Source organism: Caulobacter sp. GW821-FHT11A05 (genome assembly GCF_058809015.1).
The window spans coordinates 128,324-145,927 of sequence record NZ_JBXASF010000005.1; the positions used below are offsets into that span (position 1 = coordinate 128,324).

General features: G+C 66.4%; 15 protein-coding genes. 8 read left to right on the plus strand and 7 right to left on the minus strand.

Annotated elements, in window-relative coordinates; genetic code table 11:
* Positions 1-203: 203 nt before the first annotated feature.
* Positions 204-1,091: a helix-turn-helix domain-containing protein gene (locus tag AC1RSK_RS09480; RefSeq protein ID WP_492907253.1), complete on the minus strand. Its 888-nt coding sequence runs from the start codon at positions 1,089-1,091 to the stop codon at positions 204-206.
* 246 nt (positions 1,092-1,337) lie between these two features.
* On the opposite strand from AC1RSK_RS09480, the gene AC1RSK_RS09485 reads away from it, so the two are divergent.
* From AC1RSK_RS09485 to AC1RSK_RS09495, 3 genes are all read left to right on the plus strand, one after another.
* Positions 1,338-4,940, plus strand: coding sequence for an autotransporter domain-containing protein (locus tag AC1RSK_RS09485; protein WP_492907254.1), 3,603 nt, complete (start codon positions 1,338-1,340; stop codon positions 4,938-4,940).
* Between the two features lie 204 nt (positions 4,941-5,144).
* On the plus strand, positions 5,145-5,564 hold the full coding sequence (locus AC1RSK_RS09490) for a hypothetical protein (RefSeq protein WP_492907255.1): 420 nt from the start codon (positions 5,145-5,147) through the stop codon (positions 5,562-5,564).
* Between the two features lie 259 nt (positions 5,565-5,823).
* The gene (locus tag AC1RSK_RS09495; protein ID WP_492907256.1) at positions 5,824-6,429 is read left to right on the plus strand and encodes a terminase small subunit; all 606 of its coding nucleotides are present in this window, start codon (positions 5,824-5,826) and stop codon (positions 6,427-6,429) included.
* Positions 6,430-6,489: 60 nt separating this feature from the next.
* Here AC1RSK_RS09495 and AC1RSK_RS09500 read toward each other — a convergent pair whose 3' ends face one another.
* From AC1RSK_RS09500 to AC1RSK_RS09515, 4 genes are all read right to left on the minus strand, one after another.
* On the minus strand, positions 6,490-7,608 hold the full coding sequence (locus tag AC1RSK_RS09500; RefSeq protein WP_492907257.1) for a CBS domain-containing anti-phage protein: 1,119 nt from the start codon (positions 7,606-7,608) through the stop codon (positions 6,490-6,492).
* 89 nt (positions 7,609-7,697) lie between these two features.
* On the minus strand, positions 7,698-10,163 hold the full coding sequence (locus AC1RSK_RS09505; RefSeq protein ID WP_492907258.1) for a M10 family metallopeptidase C-terminal domain-containing protein: 2,466 nt from the start codon (positions 10,161-10,163) through the stop codon (positions 7,698-7,700).
* Positions 10,164-10,740: 577 nt separating this feature from the next.
* Positions 10,741-11,115: a hypothetical protein gene (locus AC1RSK_RS09510; protein WP_492907259.1), complete on the minus strand. Its 375-nt coding sequence runs from the start codon at positions 11,113-11,115 to the stop codon at positions 10,741-10,743.
* 142 nt (positions 11,116-11,257) lie between these two features.
* Complete coding sequence (locus AC1RSK_RS09515) at positions 11,258-11,839, minus strand: YdcF family protein (RefSeq protein WP_492907260.1); 582 nt, start codon at positions 11,837-11,839, stop codon at positions 11,258-11,260.
* Positions 11,840-12,272: 433 nt separating this feature from the next.
* Between AC1RSK_RS09515 and AC1RSK_RS09520 the strand changes: the two genes are divergently transcribed.
* The 4 genes from AC1RSK_RS09520 (at position 12,273) to AC1RSK_RS09535 (ending at position 14,897) form a co-directional block, all read left to right on the plus strand.
* On the plus strand, positions 12,273-13,052 hold the full coding sequence (locus AC1RSK_RS09520; RefSeq protein ID WP_492907261.1) for a polysaccharide deacetylase family protein: 780 nt from the start codon (positions 12,273-12,275) through the stop codon (positions 13,050-13,052).
* A 205-nt stretch (positions 13,053-13,257) separates the two neighbouring features.
* Positions 13,258-14,208, plus strand: coding sequence for a hypothetical protein (locus AC1RSK_RS09525; protein WP_492907262.1), 951 nt, complete (start codon positions 13,258-13,260; stop codon positions 14,206-14,208).
* 13 nt (positions 14,209-14,221) lie between these two features.
* Positions 14,222-14,527, plus strand: a complete 306-nt coding sequence (locus AC1RSK_RS09530; protein WP_492907263.1) for a hypothetical protein — start codon at positions 14,222-14,224, stop codon at positions 14,525-14,527.
* A gap of 49 nt (positions 14,528-14,576) precedes the next feature.
* On the plus strand, positions 14,577-14,897 hold the full coding sequence (locus AC1RSK_RS09535; protein WP_492907264.1) for a hypothetical protein: 321 nt from the start codon (positions 14,577-14,579) through the stop codon (positions 14,895-14,897).
* A gap of 33 nt (positions 14,898-14,930) precedes the next feature.
* On the opposite strand, the gene AC1RSK_RS09540 is transcribed toward AC1RSK_RS09535, so the two are convergent.
* Complete coding sequence (locus AC1RSK_RS09540; RefSeq protein ID WP_492907265.1) at positions 14,931-15,227, minus strand: hypothetical protein; 297 nt, start codon at positions 15,225-15,227, stop codon at positions 14,931-14,933.
* Between the two features lie 195 nt (positions 15,228-15,422).
* Between AC1RSK_RS09540 and AC1RSK_RS09545 the strand changes: the two genes are divergently transcribed.
* Complete coding sequence (locus AC1RSK_RS09545) at positions 15,423-15,794, plus strand: hypothetical protein (RefSeq protein ID WP_492907266.1); 372 nt, start codon at positions 15,423-15,425, stop codon at positions 15,792-15,794.
* Positions 15,795-15,857: 63 nt separating this feature from the next.
* Here AC1RSK_RS09545 and AC1RSK_RS09550 read toward each other — a convergent pair whose 3' ends face one another.
* The gene (locus AC1RSK_RS09550) at positions 15,858-17,567 is read right to left on the minus strand and encodes a hypothetical protein (RefSeq protein ID WP_492907267.1); all 1,710 of its coding nucleotides are present in this window, start codon (positions 17,565-17,567) and stop codon (positions 15,858-15,860) included.
* Positions 17,568-17,604: the final 37 nt, after the last annotated feature.

The window sequence follows — 17,604 nt, forward strand, 5'->3', positions numbered from 1 at the left end:
CCAGGGATGTATTGATCGCTATTCTCCTGTCGGGTGGTGGAAATCCCCAGCTTGGGGCGTAGGCGCAGAAAGTTCATGCCAAGGCGGAGCCAAGCCGGGGAATCTGTGTTTGATCACCGGTCGGCCGCCCAACCCCAGATTCACCCTCCGGGGCGACGGTTGGCCACGGCCCCTGGCCTTCGGGCCGGGGGCCACCGATCACGTCAGTCAGGTCGGTTCATCGTCGCCATGATCTGCGCCAGGCGGGCGGTCAGGGGCGCGGTCAGCATCATCTCGCCGCCCATGGCCGCCGCCGTGGGTCCGAAGTCGCGCAGCAGGTGGCTGCGCACGACGGCGGGGATCTGCTCGTTGTCCTCGACGAACTCGGGGCGCGCCATCAGGGCGGCGGCGCGCCGGTCGTCGGCGTCGCGGTCGCCTGACAGGTCGCCGATGCGCTCGAAGATGATGCTGTAGGCGGCGGGCGTCCGCAGGGCGTTGCCCGCCGCGACCAGCAGGCCGTCCAGAAGGACGATCTTCGGAGAGGTCACGACATTGAGGATCATGAAGGACGGCAGGTGGCGCACGCTGTCGGTGGCGATGGCGAAGACCTGCCCCTCGACGGGAAAGAGCGGGCCCGCATAGCGCACGTCCTCGGCGCCAAGTTCGAAGCGCAGCACGCCGCCGGCCTCGCGGCGGATGATGCCGTGCTGGTGGCAGAACCGCCCCGGCTCGAAGACCGCCGCATGGGTCGCCCGCCAGAATCCCTCATAGGCTTCGACCTGGGCGTCGACCGAGTTTCTGACCGTCTCCAGAAGCTCCGCCGACAGGCTGAGGTCGGGTGGTTCGGTGGGACCTAAGGCCGTCGCGTCGACGCCGAACAGCTGGGCGAAATCCGCGATATTCCGGTCCCAGTCCAGCAGCGTCAGCCCGGGGCGTCTGACCGCCAGAAAGTGGGTCAACCGTTCCAGGTTGTGGCCCGAAGGCCGGACCGCGCCGGACGCCCATCGTCCGACCAGAGACTTGTCGATGCCCAACTCGGACGCCAACCGCCCGCGGCTCATCGACAGCGCTTTGAGCGCCAGCGTGAGACGTTGCCCGAACGCGCCTGACATCAATGCGGATCTCCCTCCGGCTCTTCGTACAGGGGGAAGCGGCGATCAGCCAACTCCCGAGCCGTATTGGTGGGGGGTTGCATTTCGAGGCGCCGTTCGGAGGCCGCCGATGCAACTGCGCCCATCTGCCCTCGCCGCCTAGTTGATCGGTGGTTTGCCAAACCCGTCCCGCGCCGCCGCTGTTCGCGGGCCCGCGTGGGGCGGGGCCCGGGAGGCCGATCAATCAGGAACCCAAGGATCATCACCATGTCACTGCACACCCGCCCCCGGGTCGGGTCGGCCCGCGTTCGTCGCGCGGCCGGCCTGCGCCGCACCACCTCCGCCCTGGCCCTGCTGGCCGGCTCGCTCGGCATCGCGGCCCTGGCCTCGCCCGCCCTGGCGCAATGCGTCGAGGGCCCGCCGACCGTCTACACCTGCGACGGCCAGACCGACGACCCGCAGGTCATCGTCGGCCCCAGCCCGGCCGTCGGAACCTCGGCCGGCTTCGCCGTGGACACCAGCGGCAACGGCAACGGCTTGGCGCTGTCGGTGACCGGCACAGGCCAGGTCCGCTACTTCGACCTGGCGGGCGCCGCCCTGACCGGCGGCGGCGTGCGCTTCACCTCGACGGGCGATGAAGGCCTGGAGGACGGCGCGCTGTTCCTCTCCGCCACCGGAGACATCGTCGCCGTCGGCGCCAACGGCCTGCGGCTCGACAACGCCGGCAGCGGCGACATCACCGCCATCTGGTCCGGCTCGATCCTCAACAACGGCGGCAACGGCGTCTTCGTGCGCAGCGAAGCGGGTTCGGGGGCCGTTAACCTGACGGTCGGCGACGTCCAGGGCCGCGACGACGGCGTCCGGTTCGATCTCAACGGCGGCGGGACGCTGGCCTTCACGGCGGAAGGGGCGCTGACCGGCCTCACCGGGTCCGGACTGCGCGTCCAGGTCGGGGCCGCGAGCGGCGACCTCGACACCCAGGTCGGCCAGGTCAGCGGCGCCGCCTGGGGCATCCTCGTCGACAATCTGGGTACGGGCGTCACCACCGTCCGGTCGAACGGCACGGTCACGGGCGCCACCGAAGCCGCCATCGAGATCGCGACCGGGACGGGGTCGCAGGGGGTCGTCGTCGAGGCCGTCGACGCCATCGGCGTGTCCGGGGGCATTGCCGTGTTTAACAAGGGATTGGCGGGCGTTTCGGTGACCGCCACCGGTGTCGTCGGCGCCAGCTCGGGCACCGGCATCTATGTCGAGGGCGAGGCGACCACGACGGACATCTTGGTCCAGGCGGCCAGCGTTTCGGGCGGCTACGCCGGCATCGCGACGCACAACGACGGGCTCGGCTCGACCGTCATCAACGTCACCGGTCCGGTGATCGCCGGCGACGTCGGCATCCTGGCGGACGGCGGGGCCCTCACCACCGACATGACGATCGAGGTCGGCGATGTGACCGGCGGCCTGGCCGGCATCGACGTCGTCAACTTCGGCGCCGGCTTCACCGCTGTGCGGTCGACCGGCACGGTCGTCGGCGGGGGATTCAACGGCATCAAGGTCGAGACCGGCACCGGCTCGCAGGGCGTCGGGGTCGAGGTCGTCAACGTCGAGGGGGATCAGAACGGCATCGTCCTCGTGAACCAGGGGACCAGCGGCAGCGCGGTATTCGCCACGGGCCAGGTCTTCGCCAAGTTCGGCAGCGGCATCCTGGTCACCAGCGGCCTATCCACGACGGACGTCCACATCCAGGTCGCCGTCGTCTCGGGCGACAGTCGCGGCATCTCCGCGACCAGCGAGGGCGTGGGCGGCATCTACATCACCGCCACCGGGCCGGTGTCGGGCGAGGACTTCGGCATCTTCGCCGAGACCGGGGCGACCAACACCAATATCGACGTCGACGCCGTCGATGTCTTCAGCGACAGCGTCGGCATCCTGGCCGACAACGATGGCGACGGCTTCACCCGCATCACCTCGACCGGGACGGTGGTCGGGACCGACGACGCCGGCATCCGCGCCTTCGCGGGCGCGGGCAGCTTCAACATCGCCATCGAGGCCAACAACGCCTCCGGCGGCCAGAGCGGCATCTCCGCCGTCAGCTTCGGCCTCGGCCCGGTCGAGATCACCACCCATGGTCTCGTCCAGGGCGGCGACGAGGGCATTGACGCCTTCTCGGCCAGCAACGGCGTGACCATCGTCAACCAGGGGGTGGTCCGGAACAGCTCGGGCCTGTCCTCGGCTCGCGCCATCGACGCGGACGGGGCCTTCATCATCCTGCGGAACCAGGGCGCGATCATCGGCCGCCTCGACCTGCTGGCGGACGCCAGCCTCACCGTCAACGAAGGCTCCTGGAACAGCATCGGCGGGACCAGCCTGTTCGGCGGCGCCGACGACGGCCTGTTCAACCAGAACGGCGCGACCATCTTCGGCGGCGCCCTGGCCGGCGTGGCCGAGACGACCACCTGGTCGGGCCTGGAAGCCTTCACCAACCGCGGCCTCGTGCGGCTGGTCGATGGTGGGACGGGGGACGTGATCCAGACCTCGGGGGGTGCGACCTTCGAGGACACGGGGCGGCTGGCCGTGGACATCGGCGGCGCGGCCGGCGCCGACGTCTTCCGCGCGACCGGCGCGGTCGAGATCAAGCCCGGCAGCCAGCTGCTGGTCAACATCGCCCAGCCGCTGGTCCTGCACGGCAAGCATGTGGTCGTCGAGGCCGCTGGCGGCCTGACCGGCCAGTTCGATTTCACCGACCAGTTCCTGACCGCCTTCGCCGGCCTGCGCGACGGCTATACGGCCAACACCGCCTTCGTCGAGTTCGCCCAGCTGCGGGCCCTGGCCGAGGCGGGGGTCACCCCGAACCAGAAGGAAACGGCGGCCGGGGCCGACAGCCTGCCGGACGGCAATGCGGTCAAGGACGCCCTGCTGCTGCTGGCCGACGACGCCACGGCGGCCGACGCCTTCGACCAGCTTTCGGGCGAGATCCATCCGTCGGCCCGCGCCGCGGCGGTCGAGGACAGCCGGCTGCCGCGCAACGCGGTGCTGGACCGGTTGAGCGAGGAGCCGGACGGCGCCGTCTGGGGCCGGGTGTTCGGCAGCTGGGGCCGCAACGACGGCGACTTCAACGCCGCCAGGCTGGAGCGCGACACCGGCGGGCTGGTGTTTGGCCTCGATCGGACGCTGGGCGGCCATGTCACCGTCGGCGCGGCGGTCGGCTGGATCGACACCGACCTCGAGGTCGAGCGTCGCGACAGCACCGGTTCGGTGGAGAGCCTGCACGGCCTGGCCTACCTGGGCGCCCGCTTTGGGGCCTGGAGCGTCAAGGCCGGCGCCGGCTACGCCCGGACCACGACCGAAACCGAGCGCGAGGTCGCCTTCCCGGGCTTCAGCGCCGCGCTCACGGCCGACTACGACGGCTCGGTCACCCAGGGGTTCGTCGAGGCGGGCTATCGCATCCCGCTGGCCGGCGGCGGCCATGTCGAGCCCTTCGCCAACCTGACGCTGCTGCGGGTCAAGACCGACGGCTTCACCGAGGAGACCGGCCCGGCCGGCCTGTCGGGCGAGTCGGCCAGCGAGGATGCGGCGATCTCGACCCTGGGCCTGCGCTTCGAGACCAACCGCGTCGGCGCCTTCTCTGTGCGCGGCTCCACCGGCTGGCGTTACACCGCCGGCGACCTGGACCCCAGCGGCCGGCACGCCTTCGACGGCGGCGCGACCTTCACGGTGCTGGGCGCGGCGCAGTCCGAGCATGCGGCCTTCGCCAATGTCGAGGCGCAATGGCGCCTGTCCCCGAACGTCACCCTCGGCCTCGCCTACGACGGCGTGCTGGGCGCCGACAGCGGGGACCATGCCATCACTGGGGGTCTCAAGGTCGTCTTCTGACGGCCCTGAATCCCGGCGGCCAGGTCCGTTCCTGAACCTGGTCGGTCCCCTGGGGCGGCGCATGCTTGCCGCCCCAGGGGATTGATACCTGCGCCAGGCGCCCGCCGAAATGCGACTTAAGGACGAAATCAAGATTGCTCCCGACAGGGATGCGTCCATAGTTGGGCTCCGATCTTTTCGACGCCGAAAATCACGGGGCCCGCCATGCCGATCACCATCACCGACGCCGACACAGACCTTCTGGACGGCGCCAGCCTCGACGACCTCTATGGCCACCTCGGCGGGGCCGATGGGGCGGCGCAGCCCGAGGTGGTCTCCGACTCCCTGACCGCCCTGCACGCCGCCGCCCGCAAGGCCGACCCGGATGCGCTGTCGGGCCTGGCCAGCAAGGGCAAGGCCCTGTTCGACAAATACTGGCCCATCGCCCAGGCCAAGGTCTGCGCCCTCTACGCCGAGGACGGCGGCAAGAGCGACAAGAAGGGCTGGATCGCCAAGGCCGCCGCCGCCATCGCCGCGGCCCTGGACCTGTCGGCGACGGTGGCGGTGCTGGTCATCGGCATCGCCATGAAGCTGGGGCTGGACGCCTTATGCGCCACGCCGGGTGAGGCGGTCGAGCCGAGCTAGGGTCATCGACATTCAGGCCCATTGCCCCAGTTTCTACCGCTCATCCCGGCGAATGCCGGGACCCAGGTTCACCCACTCGGAGCAGAGTTTTGTCCTGAACAGCCGGTGCTCAGGCGGCTGGGTCCCGGCATTCGCCGGGATGAGCGGATCAAGAAAAGATCGCTGAATATCGATTGGACCTGGGCTGGCCCGCCAGCGCGGAGGCTGGACAGCCGCGAACGTGGGATAATGGGTCTGCCGCTTCGATAAGGAGACCCCGATGGAAGAAACCCCGTCGCCCGCGCCGGACCAGACCCTGGCCGCCCCCACGCCGACGCCCCGCCGCCGGCGCGTGCGGGCGCTGACGCCGCGCATGCAGCGTTTCGCCGAGGAGTTCCGCCACGACGGCAACGCCGTTCAGGCCGCCCTGCGGGCCGGCTATACGCTGGCCTTCGCCAGGCGCAACAGCTACCGGCTGCTCAAGGATCACCGGGTCCTGCAGCAGATCCGCTACCAGCCCGATCCCGACGAGCCGGAGCTGGGGGAGGCCTTGCGGGAACTGAGCCATCTGGCCTTTTCCAGCGTCATGGACGTGGTCAGGGTGAGGCCGGACGGCCGCATAGAGCTGGACCCCGCCCGCCTTGACCGCCGCCGGACGGCGGGGGTGCGCGAGCTGGTCATCGACGAGCGGGTCGACAAGGCCACCGGCGACATCCACCGCCAGGTGCGGCTGCGCATGGCCGACCGCAAGGACGCCCTGGTCAAGCTGATCGCCGGGCTGAAGCTGTCGGAGGGGGCGTTCAACGACGGCTATGAGACGGGGAAGGAGGAGGTGCTGGCGCACACCTCGGTGGAGGCGTTCAAGCGGATGAAGGCGAAGCCGTAGCGGGAAGGTGATTGAAATATACTGAAGTAGATATACTTTCCGTTCTGCCACGTATTACTATCAATTTTTTCGCAATTTTTCAATCTCAGAAAGGAAATTAGCGAATGACCGGATGGTTTCGACGTCCTCTGGAGTAATCCCGTCAGGATCAAAATGCATAATATCATTCCGAATGATTCGAACCTTATCCAAGAAGCTGCAAAATGCAGATCGGTCTATTGGAAGGTCCAATTTCTTCCAGTTGGCGGGATTCTGTAGGAGCCGGACATACTCGCCGAACGCCAGAGAATCGACTGTGACGATCTCCTGCGGAGCTGCTTGGCGGTCCAGGGCACCCGAGAGATCGGCAGACGTGAACCGTTCGTCGATGAGATTTCTAATTAGATTTTCAATCTCACTTAGAAGAAGGAAGGGTTCGGTTAAAGATTGGAATTGGATGCTAAGATCGCTGCCAGTAAGAATTCCAGAGATTTTCCTATCTTTGTCGCTTCGAACAAGAACATAGTCATTCTTGACTATAAACGGGATGGCATCAAAGATCGACGCCCAGTCTGGGAGTTCATAGTGAGGCTCCATGCAGTCAGAAGCGATCTTGACCGCTCGATTCATGGAAAGCCTCACTCCGATGGAGCGCCAGCTTACTATGCCAACAACGGAGCGTTCGTTGGTCATGACGGGGAGCTGCGAATAGCTATTCAGCATCATCAACGTTCGGGCGTGTTCGAGACTGTCACTGGGATTTACAGACACAACTGTGCGATTAGCAGCTTCCAACCGACTTAATCTGAATGTGGCTTCGCGGGGCGGGCGCAACGGTGATTGGTTTTGGCCTCCGTCCTGAGCCTCAGTTGGCTCCTCCGCAGAGAGGGAGGCTTCTTGTTTGTGAGGCTCCTCTTGGACAGGCGCGCCTTCACTAAGAAGGTAAAATCCCAGGCGGCCACCGGCCCAAACTTCTTCGAAATCCGGAACAGTACCAACGCCGTAGGCCTCAAGTTGCTCATGAATTTTCTGAACAATCCAAAGGCCTCGCCTGCGAGCTCCAAACCATTCCAAGAACGTGCGGAGAGTTACAGGGGGCACGTGCTTTCCCTGTTTCAGATCCTCCAGTACCGCGGCAAGATTTTCATTGGCTTCAGCCGCGACTTCGGGGACATCGTCCTTACTCTGTTTCCCGCCCACCAGATATTCCCCCGCTCGCAGTAGGCTTCGAAGTTGGCGCGAGCGAGGGCAAAGCGCAACCCCTGGTCAGGATGCGCAGGGTTCCGCCCCTACAGCAGCAACCACCCCGTCTCCCCCGTCACATCGCCGTTGATCCGTAGCTGGTAGTCCGCCCGGCCGTCGCCATCGACGTCCAGCCGCACGGTCGTGACGTCCTGGCCGGCGGTGTAGAACATGAACAGCTGGCCGGCCTCGCCGCTGAGGGCGGCGACGATCTCGAAGGCCTGGTCGCCGGCCGCCGTGGTGTCGGCGTCGACGGCCATCAGGTTCAGGCGATCGCCCTCGCCGATGTTGAAGTCGAGGATCTGGTCGATCTCCAGGGCGGGCAGGGCGACGCTCTCGTCGCGGACGACGAAGCTGTCGGCCCCCGCGCCGCCGGTCAGCTGGTCGCGGCCCGTGCCGCCCAGCAGGGTGTCGTCGCCGGCCCCGCCGAACAGCAGGTCATTGCCCGCCTCGCCCGACAGGACGTTGGCCCCGGCGCTGCCGGTGATGCGGTTGCCCAGCGCATTGCCCGTGCCCGACCAGTTTCCGCCCAGCAGCTCCAGGGCCTCGAGGTTGTCGCCCAGGACGTAGGAGCGGGTGGCCCGGACGATGTCCTGGCCCTCGCCGGCCAGCTCGACCACTGTGTCGCCGGCGTTGCGCACATAGTAGATGTCGTTGCCCAGGCCGCCGGTCAGGCTGTTGGTCCCGCTGCCGCCGTCGAGCTGGTCGTTGCCGTCGCCGCCGGTGAGGACGTCGTCGCCGGCGTCGCCGACCAAGCGGTCGTTGCCGTCGGCCCCGGTCAGGGTGTCGTTGTCGTCGCCGCCGAACAGCTTGTCATTGCCCAGGCCCCCGTCGAGGGCGTCGGTCCCGGCCTCGCCGTAGAGGATGTCGCCGCCGTTGCCGCCGGTCAGGTCGTCGCCGCCGCCGCCGCCATACAGCAGGTCGCTCATCTCGCCGCCGTCGAGGCTGTCGGCCCCGCCCAGGCCCCGCAGGGTGTCGCGCCCGCCGCCGCCGCTCAGCGTGTCGCCGCCGGCCGTGCCCTGGTAGCTGTCGTCGGCCGCCGTGCCGACCAGGGTGATGGCCACGTCGATGCCGTAGATGACATAGGCGGCGCCGGCCGAGCTGAACCCGTTCGGGCTGGCCTGATGGGCGCCGACGACGATGTCGGCGACGCCGTCGTCGTTGAGGTCGCCGGCCGTGTCGACCGAGACGCCGAGGAAGTTGCTGGCCGCCCCGCCGTTGATGACGAAGCCGTCGGTCCCGCTCAGGGTGGCCAGGAAGAGGCTGGCCGCGAAGCTCCCCCCATGGCCGAGCACGACATAGGCCGACCCGCTGCTGGCGCCGTGGGGGTCGGCCTGCAGGGCGCCGATGACGATGTCGTCGAAGCCGTCGCCATTGACGTCGCCGGCCCCGCGGGCGCTGGACCCGGACCCGTCCAGCATGGAGACCCCGCGCAGGGCGAAGCCGTTGGTCCCGTTCAGCGAGGCCAGGCTGACGGTGGCGGCGAAGGCGGCGGCATGGCCGAAGACCACATAGGTCGAGCCGGCCGCCGACTGGGTGGCGCTGGAGTTGCCGACCCCGACGATCAGGTCGTCATAGCCATCGCCGTTGACGTCGCCGGCGCTGTCGATGGCGGTGATGATGTCTCCGGCCGTCTCGACGGCGAGGCGGAAGCCGTTGGCGCCGCTCAGAGCGGCGAGGCTCTGGGTGGCGGTGAAGCCGCCGGCCTTGCCCATGACCACGAAGCCGTTGCCCGCCCGGTCGCTCAGGGCGACATCGGCGAAGCCGTCGCCGTTGAGGTCGCCGGCGCCCCCGACCCGCTGGCCGGCATAGCCGCCGGTCGTCCCGCCGACGAGGGTGAAGCCGTTGGCGCCGTTGAGACTGCCGGTGGTCAGGCCGGCTCCGAAGTCGCCGGCGTGGCCGAAGATGACATGGGCCAGGCCGCGGGCCTGGGAGCCGCCGACCGCCTGGGTGTCGCCATAGGGCGTGCCGACGATCAGGTCGTCGAAGCCGTCGCCGTTGACGTCGCCGGCGGTGGCGACGCTGAGGCCGGTCTGGGCCGAGTAGGCGGCGAAGGCGTTGCCGGTGATCTTGAAGCCGGCGGCCCCGGTCAGGGTGGTCGGGTCGAGGTTGGCGGCGAAGGGGCCGGCGTGGCCGAGCACCACATAGGCGGCGTTCCCGAACGGCGCCCCGACGATGATGTCGCCGTAGCCGTCGCCGTTGATGTCGCCGGCGTTGGAGACCGAGAAGCCGACCGCTTCGCTGCCCGTCTGGAGCAGCTGGAAGCCGTTGGTCCCGTTCAGGGTGGCGAGGCCGAGGTCGGCCGGGAAGGCGCCGGTGCGCCCGAAGACGACATAGGCGCCGCCGGTGAAGCCCCGCGCCCCGACGATCAGGTCGTCGATACCGTCGCCGTTGACGTCTCCGGCGTTGGAGACCGAGAAGCCGGTCAGGGCGTTGGCCGCCTCGCCGGAAATCTGGAAGCCGTTGGCTCCGTTGAGCGCCGAGGTTTCGACGACGGCGGCAAAATCAGGCACGGATACACCCCTGCGAACGCTTGGACCCGGGCCTGCTTAAAATGGGTAGGCGGAGCCGGTGAATACCCATTTGCGGTATGTCGTGGGGGTGGGCCGCTGCGCCTGGAGGGCCGCCTGGAGGGGGTCAGGCAGGGGCAGGGGGTGCTGCTGCTGCAGAAGCCGATGGCGCTGCTGGAGATGGCGGCGCGGAGGAAGCGGGAGCTGGGCTGGACGGATTGATGGGGGGTCGCTCACCCCGGCTTGTGGGCAGGGCAATCGCGTATGAAAACAGCTGGCCAAGACTGGGTCAGCCGCCGTGAGAGGTCCCTTCTCCCCTTGTGGGAGAAGGTGGCGCGAAGCGCCGGTTGAGGGGTCGATAGGTCTTTCAGCCGCGATGAGGCGGTGGCGACAGGCAGTGTCAGAAGCCGGGGAGCCCCCTCATCCGCCGGCTTCGCCGGCACCTTCTCCCGCGAGGGGAGAAGGGAGCCCAGAGGCGAACTCACACGCATCCCGCCGCGGTCATATGCGAATGCCCCGGGCTTGTGGTGGGGGGGGCCTGAGGGGCGCTTGCGAGGGCCGGGGATGTCGTGGGGTGGCCCTATTTCGGCGCGGGGGCGAGGCTGATGGTTGGCGGCGTCGAGGCGTAGTCCGTCTGGATCTGCCGCAGGCCGGTCTCGGTCGCCGACCAGGCGAAGGCCGCCTCGGGGGTGGGGAAGGCCTGGCAGGTCACCGCCTTCAGCGCGGCGGCCGGCACGCCATGGACCTGTGTCAGATAGGCGGCCCAGTATTCCGGCGTGATCGACATGCCTTGCGACATGCCGAGCGTCTGGCTCCAGTAGCTGCGCCGCTCGCCCTCGACGGTCGCCTCGGCGCGGCAGCGCTGCCAGAGGATTTTCACGGCGTCGGAGGTCTGGGCGGCCGCCGGCCCGGCCAGGATGAGGCTGAGAGCGGCGGTCAGCAGGAGGCGGGCCATGGCGGACTCCGGGTTGCAGGCGTGGCGACGCTCGCCCGCCCTTGATCCGGGGTCAACCCTTGGTGGCGGACTGGCCCGTCGCCGCGTGGGGTGGCGCGGCGCCTTCGGCAGCCGTCTCGCGAAGCGTGACGGTCACCGTCAATCACGGCAGGTCGGCGATATAGCCGGCCGCCCGGTAGGGCTCGATCTTGCGCCATTCGGACAGCACCCGGTCGCGGAATTCCGGGTGCCCCGGCCAGGCCTCCAGCGGGTGGTCGAACCAGTTGATGGCCAGGAGCATCTTGCGCACCTGCGGCCAATGGCGCTGCAGGGTCATCAGGTAGCGGCGCGAGGTGCAGACCTTGCCCAGCGCGATCACCGAGGCGACGTTGGCCAGGCCGATCCGCGCCTCGATGACCGGCAGGGAGAGGATGACGTTCTCGCCGGTGTTCATGGCCCGGTGCTCGGTCAGGATGACCTCGCGCGGCACGCCGGCCTCGACCATCAGGCGCGCCAGGACGGCGGCTTCGTCCTCCGGATCGTCCAGGGTCGGCCCGCCGCTGACCAGCGCCCAGCGGAAATAGCCGCGGCGCCAGAGGTCGGCGGCGGCCTCGACGAACTGGGGGACGCCGTGACGGGTTCCGAACACGAACAATAGGTCGGCGGGTTCGAGCGGGGTGGCGATCAGGTGTTCGCGGTTGATGCGCGCGACGAGGTCGGCGGTGAGCGGGGGGTGCTGGGCCATCGGCCGATACTGGCGTCGGCGCGGCGGCGAGTCAGGTGGGGTGGGCGGTTTGAGCGGTCAAACCCTGTTACCGTCGGTTGCGGGGCTGGGTTCGGCGGGGCGGGGACATCGTAATTCACCCATCCACCGATCATGCTCGCGAAGGCGGGCATCCATGCGAGGCCGGCCGCATCTGTGGAGACCGGATGACAGGCGCGAGTCTCCAAGCACCTCCGAAGCCGCCGAACCTGCATGGATGCCCGCCTTCGCGAGCATGATCGGTGTGGGGGACAGTCGGCGGCAGCCCCCCGGCCTGCTAGCCCTTGTCGACGCAGCGGTAGACGACTTCCGCCTCGCCGCATCCGCCGTGCAGGGCGCATTCGCCCGCCCCTCACGGTAGCGCTATCATAGTGTAAATCATGCGAGATTGGCGGAGGGGGAAATGACGATGAGGATGCTTCTGGCGCTCGCCATGAGCCTGGTTTGCGGCGTGTCGGCCGCATCGGCGACGACATGGCCGGGCGGCGCCAAGGCGGCGGTGGTGCTGACCTACGACGATGCGCTGGACTCCCAGCTCGACCATGCCGTCCCGGCGCTGGACGCCGCCGGATTCAAAGGGACCTTCTTCATCACCGGCCTGAGGCCGGCGGCCGTTCCGCGTTGGCGCGCCTTGGCCGCCGGGGGCCACGAACTGGGCAATCACACCGTCCTGCACGCCTGCCCCGCCTCCGGCCCTTCCGCCGACCGCAGCAACACTTCGGACGCCTATACGACCGACAGAATGCTGAAGGAGATCGAGGCGCAGAATGTTTTCCTGACCTCGCTGGACGGCAAGCCGGCCCACGGATTTGCCTCGCCATGCGGCCAGACCCTGGCGGGTGGCCGCGACTATCTTGAGGCCCTCAGGACCGCGAACCTGGTGACCTATGTGCGCGGGGTCTACACCTCGCCAGACGACCTCCGCGCCGATGTCGGCCGGATGGATCCGATGCGCATGCCCGCGCGCGGTTTTCCCGAGGGGGTCACGGGCGCGCAGCTGATCGAAATCGCCAAGGAAGCGCGAGCCGGCGGAGGCATGGCGGTCTATCTGTTCCACGGCGTTGGCGGCGACTATCTGCAGGTCTCCGACTCCGCGCACCGCGAACTGATCGCCTGGCTGGCCGCCCACCGCGGCGAGATCTGGGTGACCACCCTGCAGGGTGCGTTGGACTGGGCCAAGGCGCATCCGGAGTGAGGAGACACGCCGCTTTTTCCTAGAGGCGCAAGGCCTCATCGGCGGGGAAGGACGAGCGGCCGCACGTCCCCAAGCGTCTCCGAAGCCGCAGCGAGCGATGTCTGGAAATCGATATGGCGTCCCCAGATTTCCGCGCCTTGACCGGCTCAAGGCAGCGTGCGGTGATGGGGCCTCGCACGGCGGCGCATCGCCTGGGGACCCTGCCATGAACCGCCTGATCGCCGGCCGCGTCGGCCGTGTCGCGCTCGCCGCCGCAGCCGGCGGCGCCCTCGCCTGGGCCGGGCTCGCCCTGTCCGCCTGGGCCGCGCCGTTCGCGGCCCAGCTGCGTTTCAATGTCCAGCCCGGCGCCGCCGACCCGGTGTGGAAAGCCCATCCGGGCGTCACCTTCCAGAAGTCGGGCGAGTGCGTCTATTCGGCCTCGCCCACCCCCTCGACCGCCTGGCCGGTCAGCCCGAGCCTCATTCGGGGCGGCGGCAAGGCGACCGCGCCGGTGTTCAACCCCGGCTTCGCCCAGCCGGACGGCTCCTATCTGCCCAACAGCAACGACGACGGCTTCAACACCCTGTTCTACCCGGCCGAGGCGGCGCCGGACGCCAAGACCATCGTCTGCCGCGCCACCCTGCTGGCCAACGGCAAGGACGTCACCGCCGAACAGGGGCGCATGGTCAGCCAGACCCTGGCCTCGATCGGCGCCGCCGGCCCGCCGACCGTGTCGCCCAAGGTCGATCCGCAGAAGCTGGCCATGGCCTTGCCCCTGCCGCCCAACCGCCCGCCGGCCGGCGGCGGGCGCACCGTGGCGCCCAAGGTGGTCAAGCAGGGCGCCGGCGTTCCCGTGGCCTACGGCGGCCCGGTCGATCTCGACGGCGACGGCAAGCCGGACCTGGGCCTGCACGAGTACAAGCCCGGCGGCGAGAGCAACGCCATCGCCTTCAACACCCAGTACGGCGCCGACGTCTCGATGCCCAAGGGGGCCCCACGCGGCGCCGCCGGCTGCAAGGCCGCCGACTATCCCGCCGGGGCGAAGATCGTCGTCCAGAACGGCTGGTACTGCGTGAAGACCACCGGCGGCCACGTCGCCGAGTTCCACATCGACGCCGTCAGCGTCGCCGGCGGCAAGGCCGTGGTGAAGGTCAGCTACAGTGTGTGGGGGAAGTAGCCGCAATACGGTGGTGAGAGCCCGCCTGGTCGAGCGGGCCGTGGACTGGCGTTGGTCGAGCATCCACGCCTTGCTGGCGCCGGATCGCGGCGACGGGCTGACCCTGACCGGGCCGGTCCCGTCACGCTATCCCGACATCCTGGCGATGATCGGCGCCGGTGAGGACGAGGCGCTGTCGCGAAGCCTTTGCCGGGCCGAGACGATTGGACGCCCGATCGGCGCGGCCGAGTTTCTGGCGAGGCTGGAGGCCGAAGCGGGTCGGGTGCTCGCGCCCGCAAAGCGAGGGCGGAAGGTGAAAATTAGTGCACTGTCACCGTAATTCCCACCGTAATTCCAGTGTGCCCGGCGAAGCGGTGTGAGGAGGATGTGTGAGGTCGCGGTTTCTGTTCTTCCTGCCGAGCGTGGAAGCGGCCGAAGTCGCTTTGGACCAACTGCTGCCGGGGCAGAGAGAGCCGTGGATTCTCGCGGACGAAACCGGCGATCCCATCGGCTACTTCGATATCTACTCGGACCCGAACAATGCCTGGCCGCAAAGCGAGCCGCCGGACGGGAACAACGATCCGGGCCGGCCCTACATTCAGGCCGACATCAGCGGGCGGCACTTTGGCGACGAAGTCACGGTCGCCCTCAAGCACCTTCAGGCTGTCCTCGGCGGGGTAGTCGAGGACGACCTCGATCAGGTGTTATGACGAGACCGGCTTTCCGCTCTCTACCGGACAACGCTAGTTCGCCGCCGGGCCCTTATCGACGCAACGGTAGACGACTTCCGCCTCGCCGCAGCCGCCGTGCAGGGCGCATTCGCTCGCTTTGACATCCTCGACCAGCGCCTCTTTGCCGAGGGATGCGCAGTGCCTGTTGGCGGTTTCGAGCGCCTTGGTCTTGGCGCCGGTCTGGCCGTTGAACGGCACTCGGGCCGAGGCCATGAACTTGCCACCGCCGATGGATTGCGGACCGCTACTCGCGCAGGCCGCCAAGGCCGAGATCGCCAGGACGCTAAGCGTCGTTCGAATGCCCCGCATGTTGGTCCCCAAACCTGACAGGCACCCTAGGCCCGATCATGGGGAGGGTCGAATCTTGTCTCCGGCTCAGCCGTCGGTTGGCCCCGGCGGGGCCGCGGATCGGAAAATCGATATAGCGTCCATGGATATTCATTGCACGCTTGCGCACGTCGAGTTCCTCGGCTTACGGTTGAAGACTCGGCAGCGGAGGAAAATATGGCGCTTCAATACTTCGACAAAATTCGCACCAACCCCTACAGAGCACTACAGATTTATCAAATACTGATCGGCTTAGCGTACAATCGACAAACAATCACGTACGGCATTTTGGCCGAAACGCTGGGCTATGCTGGCGCAGGAGTATTTGCAGCCCAATTGGGTCATATTATGAACTGGTGTGACCAAGAGGGCCTGGAACCGCTTACGATTCTCGTGGTGAATGCGGACAGCGGACTTCCTGGGCAGGGATTGATCACACCGGTCGCACTCCACAAGCAACGGGAGGCGATCTTCAACTATGATTGGTTCAACCTAGTTCCGCCCACGCCCGAAGCGTTGGCTGCCGCCCATGCTGCTGGCCATAACTAGCTTAGGTTCCGGGGAATACTAATCCTGTCACCGGATTCTCGTTCTCGTGCCGGCCGCCACGAGTTAGATGTCTGTCATGGGCTCGCCGAACAGAAGTAAATCCAAGAACGGTCGAGCGTAAGATTCTACCTCTTCGTAGTTCTCTGACCTCAAAATCTGCCGTTTTTCAAATCCGACGCTTTCAATCTTCAAATCTAAATGAGCAATCGGCGTTGCGTCTTCCACAGCGCAAATCAACTGGGCACCATCCGGAAGGTTATCTATCATGAAATTCAATATTTGGGGAAGATGGTATTCATCCTGACCCTGCTGATTTGGCGCGTCAATGACTATTGGGCAAAAGGACGATGACCCATAGAGTTTTGATGTTTCCAAGAATGCAAAACTATATGCCAAAATCTCCCGAGTACCTTCGCTACCCCGAGCCTTTCCTGCCGAATGCAGGGGGGTTCGCTTTCGATCTCCTATGCGAACGTCAAGCTGAGCACAGTACCTGTGCATTCGATCTGCGAACTCTGAACGAATTGTTCTGGCGCGCTTCGGATCGGCCGCCTCCTTCATTAGATCGGTTTGATCAGCAATTTTTCGTTGTAGCAGGCCAGCTGCCGCGTCTAGGGCGGAAATCCTCTCTCGGAGTAGCCTCGATGCCTCATTACGGCCCTCGGCTTTCAAAATTTCGCCGAAAGTCAGGCCATCCCTCTCAATGTGCAGTATTTCACGAACTCTACTGAGTGAAATTTCCACATCTGCTAAGGCACCGCGTGCTTCTTCAAGGGCAACTGCTGTAGAGGAGACGTTTCCACGAGCAATAACTAATGCTGAAATCAAGCTGTCCTTGTTTTCAACTATCTGAAATCGTTCGATGAACGAGTTCTGGTAGTGTGCGCCACACGTCGGGCATTCGACATCGTCGGGTGCGAATCCGGCGGCCGACAAGTCAGCGTCGATCTCCGACAATGCGGCTACGAGAAGTTGCTGTTGCTCGTGCCAAAGGCGATGTTCTTCCGCCAGTGAGATCACGGACGATCGATTTTGATCTTGCCGAACAAGGAGTTGATCGGCGGCCTCAACCAGCTGATCGCGCTCAGCGACAAAATCGGACAGGCTGAAATGGACGTCGGCTTCATCTGCGATACCGATTTCCTTGATGGCCTGATCCAGCCCTTGTCGTGAGTTTTCTACCTCTCTTAGCTCGATGTTTAGACGGTCCCGCTCAGCTTGGGCGCGGTAATAGGCATTCGACTTGATGCCGATATGATACTCGGCGAGCGTCGGAGCGGACCGTGGGAGAAATAGGTCCTTGAAAGAGGTCCAAGGTTTGACCCACCCATGATCTTGGTCGATGTAGAACGGCGCGAAAATGTAAGACGGCGGGGGGACTATTGTTTCTTCGTCTCGTGTTGCCATCAACAACCCGAAATCAAACATGCGCGCTAGTGCCGGCCCTAGCTCCTTAGTCTTGCTGTTGGTTCGAAATAATAAGGCGCGGTTCTCATCGAAGAGAGCATATTGGTCGTAGGCGTACGCCGCAGTATACGTTCTCGTACCCAACGTGAATTCCAAAAAACTCGCTATCTGTCCCCCTTTCCAACTGTCGTCAATTTTGTGTGGCGTCGCTCCCAGGGTCTCGTAGAGGCTCTTCATTACGGCCGACTTGCCGTACCCGTTCATCGCTTGGACTATTGTGATCCGTGGCTGTATCGCCAGCGTGAACCCGGCCGACTCCTTGTCGGAGAGCAGAGAGAGCTTTGTGAATTTGAGATTTTGCGCCACTGCGCTTCCCCCTGGTTAGTAGGCGGCGAAGTCCTTG

Coding starts and splice junctions, on each gene's coding strand:
- AC1RSK_RS09480 (WP_492907253.1), bottom strand. CDS start 1,091: ATGTCAGGCGCGTTCGGGCAACGTCTCACGCTGGCGCTCAAAGCGCTG.
- AC1RSK_RS09485 (WP_492907254.1), top strand. CDS start 1,338: ATGTCACTGCACACCCGCCCCCGGGTCGGGTCGGCCCGCGTTCGTCGC.
- AC1RSK_RS09490 (WP_492907255.1), top strand. CDS start 5,145: ATGCCGATCACCATCACCGACGCCGACACAGACCTTCTGGACGGCGCC.
- AC1RSK_RS09495 (WP_492907256.1), top strand. CDS start 5,824: ATGGAAGAAACCCCGTCGCCCGCGCCGGACCAGACCCTGGCCGCCCCC.
- AC1RSK_RS09510 (WP_492907259.1), bottom strand. CDS start 11,115: ATGGCCCGCCTCCTGCTGACCGCCGCTCTCAGCCTCATCCTGGCCGGG.
- AC1RSK_RS09515 (WP_492907260.1), bottom strand. CDS start 11,839: ATGGCCCAGCACCCCCCGCTCACCGCCGACCTCGTCGCGCGCATCAAC.
- AC1RSK_RS09520 (WP_492907261.1), top strand. CDS start 12,273: ATGCTTCTGGCGCTCGCCATGAGCCTGGTTTGCGGCGTGTCGGCCGCA.
- AC1RSK_RS09525 (WP_492907262.1), top strand. CDS start 13,258: ATGAACCGCCTGATCGCCGGCCGCGTCGGCCGTGTCGCGCTCGCCGCC.
- AC1RSK_RS09540 (WP_492907265.1), bottom strand. CDS start 15,227: ATGCGGGGCATTCGAACGACGCTTAGCGTCCTGGCGATCTCGGCCTTG.
- AC1RSK_RS09545 (WP_492907266.1), top strand. CDS start 15,423: ATGGCGCTTCAATACTTCGACAAAATTCGCACCAACCCCTACAGAGCA.